Origin of the sequence: Pseudomonas sp. LA5 (assembly GCF_028640825.1) — a bacterium.
In the GTDB taxonomy this organism is placed as follows: Bacteria; Pseudomonadota; Gammaproteobacteria; order Pseudomonadales; family Pseudomonadaceae; genus Chryseomonas; species Chryseomonas aestiva.
In genome coordinates this window covers 12036-26372 of sequence record NZ_JAQYZY010000057.1, presented here as the reverse complement: position 1 = coordinate 26372, position 14337 = coordinate 12036, and the positions used below count along the sequence as shown (strand labels likewise).

Here is a 14337-nt window from a genome sequence, read left to right as displayed (position 1 = left end):
CTGCGCATCCTGTTCGTCTGCATGGGCAACATCTGCCGTTCGCCCACCGCCGAAGGCATCCTCAGGGCCAAGCTGGACGCCGCCGGCTTGACCGAGGTGGTGGAGCTGGATTCGGCCGGCACCGGCGACTGGCATGTCGGCAAGGCCCCGGATCCCCGTGCCATCCAGGCCGCGGCGGGTCGCGGCTATGCCATCGGTGACCTGCGCGCGCGTCAGGTCGCCGAGGATGATTTCCAGCGTTTCGACCTGATCCTGGCCATGGACCAGGACAACCTCGCCTGGCTGGAACAGCTGCGCCCGGATGAGGGCGCCGTGCCCGAACTCTTCCTGGCGCGCCAGGGCCTGGCGGTGGACGAGGTGCCGGATCCCTATTACGGCGGTGCAGCCGGCTTCGAGCGGGTCCTCGACCTGCTGGAAAGCGCCTGCGATGGCCTGGTCGCCGAGGTGGCTGCCCGTCATGGTCGCTGAGCTGCAACAGCAGGTCCCCCTGCAAGGCCTCAACACCTTCGGCCTGGTGGCGCAAGCCGATCGCTATCTGGAAGCCGCCAGCGACGCCGAGGTCCGCGCGGCCCTGGCGTTGGCCCGGCAACTGGACGTGCCCCTGCGGGTGCTGGGCGGTGGCAGCAACCTGGTCCTGCCCGAACGGGTCGAGGGTCTGGTGCTGCGGTTGACGTCCCGCGGCATCCGTCTGCTGGCGGAGGAGGGCGATGCCCTGCTGGTGGAAGCCGAAGCCGGCGAGCCCTGGCATCCCTTCGTCATGGCCACCCTGGCCAATGGCTGGTACGGGCTGGAAAATCTCAGCCTGATCCCAGGCACCGTGGGCGCCTCACCGATCCAGAACATCGGCGCCTATGGCGTCGAATTGAAGGACAGATGCGCCGGGGTCACGGCACTCGATCGCCACAGCGGCGAGCTCCATGACCTCGGCCCGGCCGATTGCGCCTTCGCCTATCGCGAGAGTCGCTTCAAGGCCGAGGCCGGGCGCTGGATCGTGCTGCGGGTACGCTTCCGGCTCAGTCGCAAGCCGCAGCTGGTGCTGGACTATGGTCCGGTACGCCAGGCGCTCACCGCGGCGGGCGTCACGCAGCCAACGCCCGAAGCCGTCAGCGCGGCCATCTGCAGCATTCGCCAGAGCAAGCTGCCCGACCCGGCGGTGCTGGGCAATGCCGGCAGCTTCTTCAAGAATCCGGTGGTGACCGCTGGCGAGGCCGCAGCTCTGCATGAGCGCTATCCGAGCCTGCCGACCTATCCGCAGGCCGATGGCAGCGTCAAGCTGGCCGCTGGCTGGCTGATCGATCAGGCCGGCTGGCGCGGCCATCGCGACGGCGCCGTGGGGGTGCATGCCGCCCAGGCGCTGGTGCTGGTCAACTTCGGTGGCGCCCGCAGTCGCGACGTCCTGGCCCTGGCCGAGCGCATCCGCGCCTCGGTGCGCGAGCGCTTCGGCGTGACGCTGGAGATGGAGCCGGGAAGCCTGACGTGACCGCTGACGCCCCCGATGCCCAACGCCGTCGCCTGCTGATCGCCACCACCTCCGCCGTCGGCGGTCTGGGCCTGGTGGCGGGCAGCGTGCCCTTCGTCTGCGCCCTGCGGCCCAGTCGGTCGGCGGAGGTGGCGGCGGCGCCGGTCGAGGTGGATCTCCAGGCCTTGCGCGAAGGCGAGCAACTCACGGTGCAATGGCGCGGCCAGCCGATCTGCGTCCTGCGCCGCAGCGCGGCGGACCAGGCCCGCCTGCTGGCCGACGAGGCAGGGCTGGCCGACCCGGATTCCCGGGAATCCAGCCAGCCACCCTATGTCGATCCGCGCCTGAGATCGCGGCGGCCGGACATCTTCGTCGTCACCGCGATCTGCACCCATCTGGGCTGCATTCCCTCCCTGGCACCAGGCGCGGCGGACCGGGACGGGGGCTATCTCTGTCCCTGCCATGGCTCCCACTTCGATCTCGCCGGGCGGGTCTATCGCGACCAGCCGGCACCGCTGAATCTGGCCGTGCCGCCCCATCATTTTCGCGGCGACAATCTGCTGGTGATCGGCAGCGACGGGGAGGGCGCGACATGAGCAACGACGAGCCCGGCTGGCTGGAGCGACGGCTGCCCCTGGGCGCCTTCTGGCGCCGGCACTTCAGTGACTACCGGGTGCCGCGCAATCTCAACGTCTTCTACCTGTTCGGCTCGCTGCTGCTCTTCATCCTGGCGCTGCAGGTGCTGACCGGACTCTGGCTGCTGTTCGGCTATGAGCCGACGGTGAAGGGCGCCTTCGCCTCGGTCCAGCTGTTCATGCGCGAGGTGCCCTTCGGCTGGCTGATCCGCTACCTGCACGCGGTGGGCGCCTCGGCGCTGTTCGTCTGCCTCTACCTGCACATGCTGCGCGGCCTGCTCTATGGCTCCTATCGGGCGCCGCGCGAGCTGGTCTGGAGCTTTGGCGTGCTGCTCTACCTGCTCCTGCTGGCCCAGGCCTTCTTTGGCTATCTGCTGCCCTGGGGGCAACTCTCCTACTGGGGCGCCCAGGTGTCCCTGGGCGCGGTCGAGGCGCTGCCCCTGGTAGGCCCGAGCCTGGCCGATCTGCTGCGCGGCGGGGTGGTGCTGTCCGACGCCACCCTGCGGCGCTTCCAGGCCCTGCATGTGGTCGGGCTGCCGCTGTTGATCCTTGCGCTGGTGAGCCTGCACGTCGTCGCCCTGCGCCAGACCGGCTCGAACAACCCCGAGGGTGACGAGCGCGATGTCCGAGGTGCAGCCGGGGTGGCTTTCCACCCCTATCTGACGCTCAAGGACCTCTGTGGTCTGGCAGTCTTCCTGCTGGTGTTTCTCGCCGTGATACTGCTGGCGCCGGACCTGGGCGGGCTGGTGCTGGAAACGGCCAACCAGCAGCCGGCCGATCCGCTGGTGACCCCTGCGCACATCGCCCCGCCCTGGTACCTGGCGCCCTACTATGCGCTGCTGCGGGCGGTGCCGAGCAAGGCCGGCGGTCTCGGCCTGGCGGCCCTGGCCATCGCCCTGCTGTTCGTGCTGCCCTGGCTGGATCGCAGTGCGGCCCGCTCGATCCGCCACAAGGCCTGGCCGGGGCGGCTGGGGCTGTACCTGGTCTGCCTGGCCTTTGTCGCCCTGGGAATACTGGGCGTGGTCGCGCTGACCGATGGGCGCCTGTGGCTGGCGCGCCTGGCCGCGGGTGTCTATTTCATCGGCCTGCTGGGCATGCCCTGGTACAGCCGGCTGGGTCGTCCGCGTGCGCCAGTGGAGTCCCGGTCATGAGTCGCGGGCTGCTGCTGGGCCTGCTTCTGCTGTGCAGCGGTCTGGCCATCGGTGCCGACGGTGATCCCCGGGCTGGGGCCATCAGCTTCGGCCGCTATTGCCTGGCCTGTCATGGCCAGGAATACCAGCGCTTCGACCGGGTCGCCGCCGATCTCCACCTGGACCTCGCCAGCTGGGCGCCCGGACGCACCGCCAGCGCGCCCATGCTCGGCCTGCTCAAGCCCGAGGATGCCCGGCGTGCCTTCGGCAGCGTGCCGCCGGATCTCACCCTGATCGCCGCGGTGCGCGGCGAGGCCTGGCTGCGCGCCTTCCTGCAGGAGTTCTACGTGGCGCCCGGGCGGCCACTCGGGGTCGACAACCTCAGGGCGCCCGGCACCCGCATGCCCGATGTTCTGGCCGCCTTGCGCGGCCGCCAGGTGCGCGACTGCAGCGCGGGACGTTGCGTGCTGCGTCTGGAGCCGGACAGTGGCGCCCAGACGCCCGAACAATTCGCCCGCACCGTCGAGGATCTGGTTGCCTACCTTGGCTATTCGGCGGCGCCGGAACGTAGTCTGGCCTGGCGCCTCGCGCCCTGGGTGCTGGGCTATCTGCTGCTGTTCGCCGTCCTGGCCTTCTGGCTTAAGCGCGAATTCTGGCGGCGATTGCCCGACAGTGAGCGATGAGACGGAGGCTTGTCTGAAAAGTCGCCGAGCGAAGGTGAGGCAGGGCAAAAATCAGCGAGGAAGCGGACCGGGCTCGCGCTCGAGTTTGCAAAGGGTAAATGAGCATTCCGAGCTGATTTTTAACGCAGCATCACCGATGTGCAGGCAGTTTTTAGACAAAGCCTAGGTCTCGGGCGGCAAGGTGCGAGATAATCCCGCCTTTGCAGCTTCGCCCCCAACGGGGGAGGGACCCATGGGCGCCATAACCCGCCTGACCTGTTTCCATGATCCCGAGGATCACTACAGCCACCGGATCCGCCTGATCCTGGCGGAAAAGAACGTCGAGTGCGAGCTGATCGCCGTACGCCGTGGCGAATGCCCGCGGCAGCTGGCCGAGCACAATCCCTATGGCACCGTGCCGACGCTGATGGATCGCGACCTGGTGCTCTATGGCACCGAGGTGCTCATGGAGTATCTCGAGGAGCGCTATCCGCACCCGCCGCTGTTGCCGGCCTATCCGGTCACCCGCGGTCAGTCGCGGCTGCTGATGCACCGCATCGGGCGCGACTGGTGCACCCTGGTGGACGCCATCCTGCAGGCGGCGCCGGGCGCCGACCTCGCAGCCGCGCGCAAGGAATTGCGCGAGAGCCTGACCGGCGTGGCGCCGATCTTCGCGGAAAAACCCTTTTTCCTGAGCGACGACTTTTCCCTGGTGGACTGTTGCCTGCTCCCCCTCCTGTGGCGACTGCCGCGCCTGGGCATCGAATTGCCCCGGGCCGCCAAGCCGCTGCAGGACTACATGGATCGCATGTTCGCGCGCGACAGTTTCCGATCCAGTCTTTCGGTCACCGAGCGTGAGATGCGCTAGAGGAGAACCCCATGAATTCCAGTCGCCCCTACCTGGTCCGCGCGCTCTACGAGTGGATCGTGGACAACGACTGCACGCCCCATCTGCTGGTCAATGCCGACTACGCCGAGGTGCGCGTGCCGCCGGGCTATGCCAACGACGGCCAGATCGTGCTGAACGCCTCGCCCAGTGCCGTGCGTGACCTGCACATGGACAACGAAGCCGTGAGCTTCAACGGTCGCTTCGGCGGCGTGGCCTACAACCTCTATGTCCCGATCGGCGCCATCCTGGCCATCTATGCCCGCGAGAACGGCCAGGGCATGGTCTTCGACAGCGAGCCCACCCCGCCGGATGACCAGGGTCCCGACAGCGGCGGCAGCAAGCCCGAGGCACCCAAGCCGGCACCGGCGCGGCCGAGTCTGAAAGTGGTCAAGTGAGCCCTGACGGCCTGCCGCGGAGTCTCGCTGCGGCAGGCAGGAAAAAGCCCCTGTCGGCGCTGCCGGCAGGGGCTTTTTCGTAAGCCAGGTGAACTCAGCGCTTGAGCGAGGCCGGCAGGTGCGGCTGGATCTGCGTCAGCAGGCCACGGAAGCACTTGGGGTTGCCGGCGACGATGTGGCCCTTCTCGAGGAAGTCGTGGCCGCCATTGAAGTCACCGATCAGGCCACCGGCTTCCTGGACCAGCAGAGCGCCTGCGGCCATGTCCCATTCCGACAGTCCCATTTCCCAGAAGGCGTCGAAACGACCGGCGGCGACATAGGCCAAGTCCAGCGCGGCGGAACCGGCGCGGCGGATGCCGGCGGTCTGGCCGATCAGGCTGCGGAACATGCCCAGGTAGTTGTCCAGGTGGTCGACGTCATTGGCGCGGAAGGGGAAGCCGGTACCCAGCAGGGCGCCTTCCAGGCTGCGTCGATTGGTGACACGGATGCGCCGGCCGTTCAGGGCGGCGCCGCGGCCACGGCTGGCGGTGAATTCTTCCTGGCGCACCGGATCCAGCACCACGGCGTGTTCCAGGCGGCCCTTGTACTTGCAGGCGATGCTTACCGAGAAGTGCGGGACGCCACGGAGGAAGTTGGTGGTGCCATCCAGCGGATCGACGACCCAGACGTAGTCGGCGCCTTCGCCTTCGCCCGCCAGGTAGCCGGATTCCTCACCGTAGAAACCATGGGTGGGGTAGGCCTTGCGCAGGGTGGCGAGGATGGTCTGCTCGGCGGCTCGGTCGACTTCGGAGACGAAGTCGTTGGCGCCTTTTTCATCGACGGCGATCACGTCCAGGCGCTCAATCGAACGGAAAATCAGTTCACCGGCGCTGCGGGCCGCGCGCAGTGCGATGTTCAGCATGGGCTGCATGGATAAATCACCTGGGTTGTATAAGGAAAGCCGGCAATGATAGCAGACTTCGCGGCGCTGGAAGGGGTATTCGTGGCCAGCGGGCGCGTGTGGGCGTAGTATACGGCGCCGATTTCCCGCGTCCGCTCGAGGATAGCCACGTGCTGAATAACATCCGCGTCGTTCTGGTCAATACCAGCCATCCCGGCAACATCGGCGGTGCCGCCCGGGCAATGAAGAACATGGGCCTGTCGCGCCTCTATCTGGTCGATCCCGAGGACTTTCCCAGTGGAGAGGCCAATGCCCGCGCCTCCGGGGCCAATGACGTGCTCGACGCCGCCATTGTGGTCGACACCCTGGAAGAAGCCCTGACCGGCTGCAGCCTGGTGCTGGGCACCAGTGCCCGCGACCGCCGCATCCCCTGGCCGCTGCTCGATCCGCGGGAATGCGCGACCACCTCCCTGGCCCAGGTGGAGCGGGGCGGCGAGGTGGCCCTGGTATTCGGGCGCGAGTATGCCGGCCTGACCAACGAAGAGTTGCAGCGCTGCCACTACCACGTGCACATCCCCTCCGATCCGGCGTTCGGCTCCCTCAATCTCGCTGCGGCGGTCCAGGTGCTGGTGTACGAGGTGCGCATGGCCTGGCTGGCGGCGCAGAACCAGCCGACCAAGATGAACAAGGTCGAGGCCACCGCCATGCTCAACACCCAGCCGGTGACGGTGGAAGAGCTGGAGCTCTATTACGAGCACCTGGAGCAGACCCTGGTGGAGATCGGCTTCCTCGATCCGGCCAAGCCGCGCCACCTGATGAGTCGCTTGCGGCGCCTCTATGGCCGGGCCGGCATCAGCAAGCTGGAGATGAACATCCTGCGTGGCATCCTGACCGAAACCCAGAAGGCGGCCCGCGGCGAATCCCACCCGCGGACTATCCCGCCGATAGATAATGCCTGAGTGATTTGGTTGGTTTTATAGTTGACCTTTTTTGTCGGGAATCCGATAATCGAAGTCATCCGATGCAACCCGCTCGAGTTCGTCATGAGACTGACCACCAAAGGCCGCTATGCCGTAACCGCCATGCTCGACCTGGCGCTGCACGCCCAGCGGGGCCCGGTGTCGCTGGCCGACATTTCCGAGCGGCAGGGCATTTCGCTGTCCTATCTGGAGCAGCTGTTTGCCCGGCTGCGCCGCGGTGCGCTGGTCAATAGCGTACGCGGCCCCGGCGGCGGCTATCAGCTGGCGCGCGACATGGGCGGTATCCATGTGGCCCAGGTGATCGATGCCGTCAACGAATCCGTGGATGCCACCCGCTGCCAGGGCGGTGGGGGCTGTCACCAGGGTGATACCTGCCTGACCCACCACCTCTGGTGCGACCTGAGCGATCAGATCCACACCTTTTTGAGTGGTATCACCCTGGCCGACCTGGTCGCCCGCAACGAGATCCAGCAGGTGGCCAAGCGTCAGGACACCAAGGCCTGTGCCAGCAAACAATCGCCCTTAGCGGTCGAAAAAATCGAAGCGTCCACCATCGACTGAGCAGAGACGCCCGTCTGATTAGGAGTAACCGATGAAATTGCCGATCTACCTAGACTATTCCGCCACCACGCCCGTCGATCCGCGCGTCGCTCAGAAGATGAGCGAGTGCCTGCTGGTGGACGGCAACTTTGGCAACCCCGCATCGCGCTCCCACCTGTTCGGCTGGAAGGCCGAGGAAGCCGTGGAAAACGCCCGTCGTCAGGTGGCCGAACTGGTCAACGCCGACCCGCGCGAGATCGTCTGGACCTCCGGTGCCACCGAGTCCGACAACCTCGCCATCAAGGGCGCCGCGCACTTCTACCAGAACAAGGGCAAGCACCTGATCACCTCCAAGATCGAGCACAAGGCGGTGTTGGACACCACCCGCCAGCTCGAGCGCGAAGGCTTCGAGGTCACCTATCTCGAGCCGGGCGAAGACGGCCTGATCACCCCCGCCATGGTCGAGGCGGCCCTGCGTAACGACACCACCCTGGTGTCCATCATGCACGTCAACAACGAGATCGGTACCGTCAACGACATCGCCGCCATCGGCGAGCTGACCCGCTCCCGTGGCGTGCTCTTCCACGTCGACGCGGCCCAGTCCACCGGCAAGGTCGAGATCGATCTGGAAAAGCTCAAGGTCGACATGATGTCCTTCTCGGCGCACAAGACCTATGGTCCCAAGGGCATTGGCGCTCTCTACGTCCGTCGCAAGCCGCGCGTGCGTATCGAGGCCCAGACCCACGGTGGCGGCCATGAGCGTGGCATGCGTTCGGGCACCCTGGCGACCCACCAGATCGTCGGCATGGGCGAAGCCTTCCGCATCGCCAAGGAAGAGATGGTCCAGGAAAATACCCGCATCAAGGCCCTGAGCGATCGCTTCTACCGGCAGTTCGAAGGCCTGGAAGAGGTCTACCTGAACGGCAGCCTGATCCATCGTGTGCCGCACAACCTGAACCTGAGCTTCAACTACGTCGAAGGCGAGTCGCTGATCATGGCGCTCAAGGATCTGGCGGTCTCGTCCGGTTCGGCCTGTACCTCGGCGTCCCTGGAGCCGTCCTACGTCCTGCGCGCCCTGGGCCGCAACGACGAGCTGGCGCACAGCTCCATTCGCTTCACCTTTGGTCGCTTCACCACCGAAGAAGACGTTGACTACGCCGCGAGCAAGGTCACCGAAGCCGTCAACAAGTTGCGCGAATTGTCTCCGCTGTGGGACATGTTCAAAGAAGGCGTAGACCTGAGTCAGGTCGAGTGGCAAGCCCACTGACCCACCCTGATAAGCGAGGATTGAACCATGGCATACAGTGAAAAGGTCATCGACCACTACGAAAATCCGCGCAACGTCGGCAAGTTCGACGCGGCCGATCCCGATGTCGGCACTGGCATGGTCGGCGCCCCGGCCTGCGGCGACGTGATGCGCCTGCAGATCAAGGTCAACGAGCAGGGCATCATCGAAGACGCCAAGTTCAAGACCTACGGCTGTGGCTCCGCCATCGCGTCCAGCTCCCTGGCCACCGAGTGGATGAAGGGCAAGAGCATCGAGGAAGCGGCGTCGATCAAGAACAGCATGATCGCCGAAGAACTGGCTCTGCCGCCGGTGAAGATCCACTGCTCGGTACTCGCCGAAGACGCCATCAAGGCGGCGGTCAGCGACTACAAGCAGAAGAAAGGCCTGCTCTAAGGAGGAACCATGGCGATCAGCATGACCGAGTCCGCCGCCCGCCACGTGCAGCGTTCCCTTGAGGGGCGCGGCAAGGGGGAGGGCATCCGCCTGGGCGTTCGTACCACGGGCTGCTCGGGACTGGCCTACGTGCTCGAATTCGTCGATGAATTCGCGCACGAGGACCAGGTGTTCGAGAGCCATGGCGTCAAGGTCATCATCGACCCCAAGAGCCTGGTCTACCTGGACGGCACCGAGCTGGATTTCGTGCGTGAAGGCCTCAACGAGGGCTTCAAGTTCAACAATCCCAACGTGCGTGGCGAGTGTGGCTGCGGCGAAAGCTTCAACATCTGAGGCCGGCCATGGGTAAGCCCTGTCACTTCGCGCTGTTCGAGATCAGGCCCGCCTTCGAGATCGACCAGGCGGGTCTGGCCTCGCGTTACCGCGATCTGGCGCGCACGGTCCATCCGGATCGGTTCGCCGATGCGCCGGAGCGTGAGCGGCGTCAGGCGCTGGAGCGCTCGGCCGAGCTCAACGAGGCCTATCACGTGCTGCGCGCCCCGTCGCGCCGCGCGCGCTATCTGCTGGAGCTCGAAGGGCACGAGATGCCGCTCGAAGCGACCATCCAGGACACCGACTTCCTCATGCAGCAATTGCAATGGCGCGAGGAACTGGAGGACCTGCAGGACGCGGGTGACAGCGCGGGCATTCCCACCTTTCGCCAGCGGCTCAAGGATGCGCAGCGCGACATCGAGCAGGCCTTCGCCGCGATCTGGCAGGACCCCGCCCAGCGCGAGCCTGCCGAGCGCCTGGTCCGTCGCATGCAGTTTCTCGACAAGCTGGCCAGCGAAATCCGCCAGCTCGAAGAGCGTCTGGACGATTAATCACAGGTGTCGCTCAGGCACCGACAACCATAAGCCGACTAGCCAATGGCTCTATTGCAGATAGCCGAACCCGGAATGGCGCCCAAGCCGCACCAGCGCAAGCTGGCGGTAGGTATCGATCTGGGCACCACCAATTCCCTCGTGGCCGCCGTCCGCAGTGGCGTGGCCGAGACCCTGCCCGATCTGCAGGGCGAGGTGATCCTGCCCTCCGCGGTACGCTATGCCGCCGACGGTGTGGAAGTGGGGGCGGGCGCCAAGGCCGCCGCCGCCCAGGATCCCTTCAATACCATTCTTTCCGTCAAGCGCCTCATGGGGCGTGGCATCGCCGACGTCAAGCAACTGGGCGAGCAGCTGCCCTATCGCTTCGTCGCCGGTGAATCGGAAATGCCCTTCATCGATACCGCTGCCGGGCGCAAGAGTCCGGTGGAGGTCTCCGCCGACATCCTGCGGGTGCTGCGCGAGCGGGCCGAAGCGACCCTGGGTGGCGAACTGGTCGGTGCGGTCATCACCGTGCCGGCCTATTTCGACGATGCCCAGCGCCAGGCCACCAAGGACGCCGCCCGCTTTGCCGGCCTGAATGTCCTGCGCCTGCTCAACGAGCCTACCGCGGCCGCCGTGGCCTATGGTCTGGACCGGGGCGAGGAGGGCGTGGTCGCCATCTACGACCTGGGCGGCGGTACCTTCGATATCTCCATCCTGCGCCTGACCCGCGGTGTCTTCGAGGTCATGGCCACCGGTGGCGACAGCGCCCTGGGCGGTGACGACTTCGATCACGCCATCGCCAGCTGGATCGTCCAGCAGGCCGGGCTGTCCAGCGATCTGGATCCGGGCACCCAGCGGCGCCTGCTGCAGAGTGCCTGCGCCGCCAAGGAAGCCCTGTCCGCTGCCGAGCGCGTCGAGGTCGGTCATGGCGACTGGTCGGGCGTGCTGGAACGCAGCACCTTCCAGGAACTCATCGCGCCGCTGGTCGCGCGCAGCCTCAAGGCCTGTCGCCGCGCCCTGCGCGATGCGGAAGTGGAACCGGCGGACATCGCCGCCGTGGTCATGGTCGGCGGTTCCACCCGCGTGCCCTATGTCCGTGAAGCCGTGGGCGAGCTGTTCGACTGCACCCCGCTCACCGACATCGATCCGGATCGCGTGGTCGCCATCGGGGCCGCCCTGCAGGCCGATTCCCTGGCCGGCAACCGCGCTGGCGAAGAATTGCTGCTGCTGGACGTCATCCCGCTGTCCCTGGGACTCGAGACCATGGGCGGCCTGATGGAGAAGATCATTCCGCGCAACACCACCATTCCGGTGGCGCGGGGCCAGGACTTCACCACCTATCGCGACGGCCAGACCGCCATGCTGGTGCATGTGCTGCAGGGCGAGCGCGAACTGGTCAAGGACGCCCGCTCCCTGGCCCGTTTCGAATTGCGCGGTTTCCCGCCCATGGTCGCCGGTGCCGCCAAGATCCGCGTCACCTTCCAGGTCGATGCCGACGGCCTGCTCGGCGTCAGCGCCCGCGAGCTGTCCAGTGGCGTGGAAGCCAGTGTCCAGGTCAAGCCGTCCTACGGCCTGACCGATGGCGAGATCGCCAACATGCTGCAGGACTCCTTCCGTCATGCCGGAGACGACATGCAGGCCCGCGCGCTGCGCGAGCAGCAGGTCGAGGCCCGGCGGCTGATCGAGGCGGTCACCGCCGCGCTGGCCGCCGACGGCGAGCGCCTGCTGGACGCCGAGGAGCGTCAGGTGATCAAGCTGGAAATCGGTCAGTTGACCGAGCTGCTGGACGCCACCGACCTCCAGGCGCTCGAAGACCAGACCAAGCGTCTTTCTCACGTAACCGATGCCTTCGCCGCCCGGCGGATGAACGCCTCGGTCAAGGCGGCCCTGGCGGGTCGCCGTCTCAACGATATCGAGGAGTAGTTCCATCATGCCGCAGATCACCCTGCTGCCCCACGCCGAGCACTGCCCCGAGGGGGCGGTCTTCGAAGCCAGCGAAGGCGAAACCATCATCGCCGCGGCCATGCGCAACGGCATCGACATCGAGCACGCCTGCGAGATGTCCTGTGCCTGCACCACCTGCCACGTGGTCGTCCAGGAAGGCTTCGATTCCCTCGCGCCCTCGGATGAGCTCGAAGACGACATGCTGGACAAGGCCTGGGGTCTGGAGATGCGTTCGCGCCTGTCCTGCCAGGCGGTAGTAGGCAGCGAAGACCTGGTGGTGGAGATTCCGCGCTACACCATCAACCAGGTTTCCGAAGGTCACTGAGGACAGCTGTCATGGCACTGAAATGGACCGATGTGCTGGATATCGCCATCGAACTCAACGACACCCATCCCGACGTGGATCCGCGCTACGTGAATTTCGTCAAGTTGCGCAACTGGGTCGTGGAGCTGCCGGAGTTCGACGACGATCCCCAGCGGGGTGGCGAGAAGGTGCTGGAGGCCATCCAGGCCGCCTGGATCGAAGAGTCCGCCTGACGCATCGCCCGTACCGCGCTACGCTTTTCACCGGGACCCGCGTATAATCCGCGGGTTTCGTTTTTGCTCTATTCCCACATTCGGAGTTCACATGTCTGTTCAACGTACCCTGTCGATCATCAAGCCCGATGCCGTATCCAAGAATGTCGTCGGTGAGATCGTCACCCGCTTCGAGAAGGCTGGCCTGCGCGTCGTCGCTGCCAAGATGGTCCAGCTGTCCGAGCGCGAAGCCGGTGGCTTCTACGCCGAACACAAAGAGCGTCCCTTCTTCAAGGATCTGGTCTCCTTCATGACCTCCGGTCCGGTCGTGGTCCAGGTGCTGGAAGGCGACAACGCCATCGCCAAGAACCGTGAGCTGATGGGCGCCACCGATCCCAAGAAGGCCGACGCCGGTACCATCCGCGCCGACTTCGCCGTCTCCATCGACGAGAACGCCGTCCACGGTTCGGACTCCGAAGCGTCCGCCGCTCGCGAGATCTCCTACTTCTTCGCAGCCACCGAAGTCTGCGAGCGCGTCCGCTAAGGATGAGCGCCGGCCAGGGAAGCGGCCAGCCCGCCTTCCTGGCACCGCCCGCGCCTTGCGCGGGTTTCAAACAGATTTCGTCGAGGTGATCCCATGACCACAGCCACCGATAAGGTCAATCTGCTGGGCCTGACCCAGCCGCAACTCGAGTCGTTCTTCGAGTCCATCGGGGAGAAGCGCTTTCGCGCCGGCCAGGTCATGAAGTGGATCCATCACTTCGGCATCGACGATTTCGACGCCATGAGCAACCTGGGCAAGGCGCTCAAGGAAAAGCTCAAGGCCGCCGCGGAAATCCGTGGCCCCGAGATCGTCAGCGAAGACATCTCCCGCGATGGCACCCGCAAGTGGGTGATCCGCGTCGCCTCCGGCAGCTGCGTCGAGACCGTCTACATCCCGCAGAATGGCCGCGGCACCCTGTGCGTGTCGTCCCAGGCCGGTTGCGCGCTGGACTGCAGCTTCTGCTCCACCGGCAAGCAGGGCTTCAACAGCAACCTCACCGCCGCCGAGGTGATCGGTCAGGTGTGGATCGCCAACAAGTCCTTTGGCAGCGTACCGGCCAAGATCGACCGCGCCATCACCAACGTGGTGATGATGGGCATGGGCGAGCCGCTGCTGAACTTCGACAACGTCGTCGCCGCCATGCGCATCATGATGGACGACCTCGGCTACGGCATCTCCAAGCGCAAGGTCACCCTGTCGACCTCGGGCGTGGTGCCGATGATCGAAGAGCTGGCCAAGCACATCGACGTCTCCCTGGCGCTGTCGCTGCACGCGCCCAACGACGAGTTGCGCAACGAGCTGGTGCCGATCAACCGCAAGTATCCGCTGGCCATGCTGCTCGACGCCTGCCAGAGATACATCCGGCAACTGGGCGAGAAGCGCGTCCTGACCATCGAGTACACCCTGCTCAAGGACGTCAACGACCTGCCCGAGCACGCGCTGCAGATGATCGAGCTGCTGCGCAACGTGCCCTGCAAGATCAACCTGATTCCCTTCAATCCCTTCCCGCACTCCGGGTACGAGCGGCCGAGCAAGAACGCCACCCGCCGGTTCCAGGAGCTGCTGGTGCAGGCCGGTTTCAACGTTACGGTGCGGACCACCCGCGGTGACGACATCGATGCCGCCTGCGGCCAGCTGGTGGGGCAGGTCATGGACCGCACCCGCCGCAGCCAGCGCTATATCGCCGTTCGCCAGCTCGACGGTGCCGAAACCGTAACGCCGCTCCAGGGCTGAGGGC

At 66.0% G+C, this 14337-nt stretch carries 19 protein-coding genes; 18 read left to right on the top strand and 1 reads right to left on the bottom strand.

Annotated features, from left to right (window positions below):
* The 7 genes from PVZ72_RS21215 (at nt 1) to PVZ72_RS21185 (ending at nt 5170) form a co-directional block, all read left to right on the top strand.
* On the top strand, nt 1–468 hold the full coding sequence (locus PVZ72_RS21215; protein ID WP_187981249.1) for a low molecular weight protein-tyrosine-phosphatase: 468 nt from the start codon (nt 1–3) through the stop codon (nt 466–468).
* Complete coding sequence (gene murB, locus PVZ72_RS21210) at nt 458–1480, top strand: UDP-N-acetylmuramate dehydrogenase (protein ID WP_187980102.1); 1023 nt, start codon at nt 458–460, stop codon at nt 1478–1480. Before PVZ72_RS21215 ends, murB begins: the two co-directional genes overlap by 11 nt.
* Nucleotides 1477–2055, top strand: coding sequence for a ubiquinol-cytochrome c reductase iron-sulfur subunit (gene petA, locus PVZ72_RS21205; protein ID WP_273862944.1), 579 nt, complete (start codon nt 1477–1479; stop codon nt 2053–2055). Before murB ends, petA begins: the two co-directional genes overlap by 4 nt.
* On the top strand, nt 2052–3245 hold the full coding sequence (locus PVZ72_RS21200; protein WP_273862943.1) for a cytochrome b: 1194 nt from the start codon (nt 2052–2054) through the stop codon (nt 3243–3245). Before petA ends, PVZ72_RS21200 begins: the two co-directional genes overlap by 4 nt.
* The gene (locus PVZ72_RS21195) at nt 3242–3907 is read left to right on the top strand and encodes a cytochrome c1 (RefSeq protein WP_187980099.1); all 666 of its coding nucleotides are present in this window, start codon (nt 3242–3244) and stop codon (nt 3905–3907) included. Before PVZ72_RS21200 ends, PVZ72_RS21195 begins: the two co-directional genes overlap by 4 nt.
* Nucleotides 3908–4139: 232 nt before the next feature.
* On the top strand, nt 4140–4754 hold the full coding sequence (locus PVZ72_RS21190; RefSeq protein WP_158892870.1) for a glutathione S-transferase N-terminal domain-containing protein: 615 nt from the start codon (nt 4140–4142) through the stop codon (nt 4752–4754).
* A gap of 11 nt (nt 4755–4765) precedes the next feature.
* On the top strand, nt 4766–5170 hold the full coding sequence (locus PVZ72_RS21185; RefSeq protein ID WP_133862775.1) for a ClpXP protease specificity-enhancing factor: 405 nt from the start codon (nt 4766–4768) through the stop codon (nt 5168–5170).
* Nucleotides 5171–5264: 94 nt separating this feature from the next.
* On the opposite strand, the gene suhB is transcribed toward PVZ72_RS21185, so the two are convergent.
* Nucleotides 5265–6080, bottom strand: coding sequence for a type III secretion system regulator SuhB (suhB, locus tag PVZ72_RS21180; RefSeq protein ID WP_133862774.1), 816 nt, complete (start codon nt 6078–6080; stop codon nt 5265–5267).
* A 140-nt stretch (nt 6081–6220) separates the two neighbouring features.
* Between suhB and trmJ the strand changes: the two genes are divergently transcribed.
* The 11 genes from trmJ to rlmN all read left to right on the top strand — a co-directional run bounded on the left by trmJ (nt 6221) and on the right by rlmN (nt 14333).
* Complete coding sequence (gene trmJ, locus PVZ72_RS21175) at nt 6221–7009, top strand: tRNA (cytosine(32)/uridine(32)-2'-O)-methyltransferase TrmJ (protein WP_187980098.1); 789 nt, start codon at nt 6221–6223, stop codon at nt 7007–7009.
* Nucleotides 7010–7093: 84 nt separating this feature from the next.
* On the top strand, nt 7094–7591 hold the full coding sequence (iscR, locus tag PVZ72_RS21170) for a Fe-S cluster assembly transcriptional regulator IscR (protein ID WP_017639755.1): 498 nt from the start codon (nt 7094–7096) through the stop codon (nt 7589–7591).
* Nucleotides 7592–7622: 31 nt separating this feature from the next.
* Nucleotides 7623–8837, top strand: a complete 1215-nt coding sequence (locus PVZ72_RS21165) for an IscS subfamily cysteine desulfurase (RefSeq protein WP_187980097.1) — start codon at nt 7623–7625, stop codon at nt 8835–8837.
* A 27-nt stretch (nt 8838–8864) separates the two neighbouring features.
* Nucleotides 8865–9251 (top strand): Fe-S cluster assembly scaffold IscU, encoded by a 387-nt coding sequence (gene iscU / locus PVZ72_RS21160; RefSeq protein ID WP_007162419.1) that lies wholly within the window; start codon nt 8865–8867, stop codon nt 9249–9251.
* Nucleotides 9252–9260: 9 nt separating this feature from the next.
* Complete coding sequence (iscA, locus tag PVZ72_RS21155; protein WP_133862771.1) at nt 9261–9584, top strand: iron-sulfur cluster assembly protein IscA; 324 nt, start codon at nt 9261–9263, stop codon at nt 9582–9584.
* Nucleotides 9585–9592: 8 nt separating this feature from the next.
* Entirely contained in the window at nt 9593–10114 is a 522-nt protein-coding gene (hscB, locus tag PVZ72_RS21150; RefSeq protein WP_273862942.1) for a co-chaperone HscB, read from the top strand.
* Nucleotides 10115–10159: 45 nt separating this feature from the next.
* Complete coding sequence (gene hscA, locus PVZ72_RS21145) at nt 10160–12019, top strand: Fe-S protein assembly chaperone HscA (RefSeq protein WP_273862941.1); 1860 nt, start codon at nt 10160–10162, stop codon at nt 12017–12019.
* Between the two features lie 7 nt (nt 12020–12026).
* Nucleotides 12027–12365, top strand: a complete 339-nt coding sequence (gene fdx / locus PVZ72_RS21140; protein ID WP_133862768.1) for an ISC system 2Fe-2S type ferredoxin — start codon at nt 12027–12029, stop codon at nt 12363–12365.
* 11 nt (nt 12366–12376) lie between these two features.
* Nucleotides 12377–12577, top strand: coding sequence for a Fe-S cluster assembly protein IscX (iscX, locus tag PVZ72_RS21135; RefSeq protein ID WP_133862767.1), 201 nt, complete (start codon nt 12377–12379; stop codon nt 12575–12577).
* Between the two features lie 91 nt (nt 12578–12668).
* Complete coding sequence (gene ndk / locus PVZ72_RS21130; protein WP_158892855.1) at nt 12669–13100, top strand: nucleoside-diphosphate kinase; 432 nt, start codon at nt 12669–12671, stop codon at nt 13098–13100.
* 93 nt (nt 13101–13193) lie between these two features.
* Nucleotides 13194–14333: a 23S rRNA (adenine(2503)-C(2))-methyltransferase RlmN gene (rlmN, locus tag PVZ72_RS21125; RefSeq protein ID WP_273862940.1), complete on the top strand. Its 1140-nt coding sequence runs from the start codon at nt 13194–13196 to the stop codon at nt 14331–14333.
* The last annotated feature ends 4 nt before the right edge of the window (nt 14334–14337 follow it).

Coding starts and splice junctions, on each gene's coding strand:
- murB (WP_187980102.1), top strand. CDS start 458: ATGGTCGCTGAGCTGCAACAGCAGGTCCCCCTGCAAGGCCTCAACACC.
- PVZ72_RS21200 (WP_273862943.1), top strand. CDS start 2,052: ATGAGCAACGACGAGCCCGGCTGGCTGGAGCGACGGCTGCCCCTGGGC.
- PVZ72_RS21195 (WP_187980099.1), top strand. CDS start 3,242: ATGAGTCGCGGGCTGCTGCTGGGCCTGCTTCTGCTGTGCAGCGGTCTG.
- PVZ72_RS21190 (WP_158892870.1), top strand. CDS start 4,140: ATGGGCGCCATAACCCGCCTGACCTGTTTCCATGATCCCGAGGATCAC.
- PVZ72_RS21185 (WP_133862775.1), top strand. CDS start 4,766: ATGAATTCCAGTCGCCCCTACCTGGTCCGCGCGCTCTACGAGTGGATC.
- suhB (WP_133862774.1), bottom strand. CDS start 6,080: ATGCAGCCCATGCTGAACATCGCACTGCGCGCGGCCCGCAGCGCCGGT.
- iscR (WP_017639755.1), top strand. CDS start 7,094: ATGAGACTGACCACCAAAGGCCGCTATGCCGTAACCGCCATGCTCGAC.
- PVZ72_RS21165 (WP_187980097.1), top strand. CDS start 7,623: ATGAAATTGCCGATCTACCTAGACTATTCCGCCACCACGCCCGTCGAT.
- iscU (WP_007162419.1), top strand. CDS start 8,865: ATGGCATACAGTGAAAAGGTCATCGACCACTACGAAAATCCGCGCAAC.
- iscA (WP_133862771.1), top strand. CDS start 9,261: ATGGCGATCAGCATGACCGAGTCCGCCGCCCGCCACGTGCAGCGTTCC.
- hscB (WP_273862942.1), top strand. CDS start 9,593: ATGGGTAAGCCCTGTCACTTCGCGCTGTTCGAGATCAGGCCCGCCTTC.
- hscA (WP_273862941.1), top strand. CDS start 10,160: ATGGCTCTATTGCAGATAGCCGAACCCGGAATGGCGCCCAAGCCGCAC.
- fdx (WP_133862768.1), top strand. CDS start 12,027: ATGCCGCAGATCACCCTGCTGCCCCACGCCGAGCACTGCCCCGAGGGG.
- iscX (WP_133862767.1), top strand. CDS start 12,377: ATGGCACTGAAATGGACCGATGTGCTGGATATCGCCATCGAACTCAAC.
- ndk (WP_158892855.1), top strand. CDS start 12,669: ATGTCTGTTCAACGTACCCTGTCGATCATCAAGCCCGATGCCGTATCC.
- rlmN (WP_273862940.1), top strand. CDS start 13,194: ATGACCACAGCCACCGATAAGGTCAATCTGCTGGGCCTGACCCAGCCG.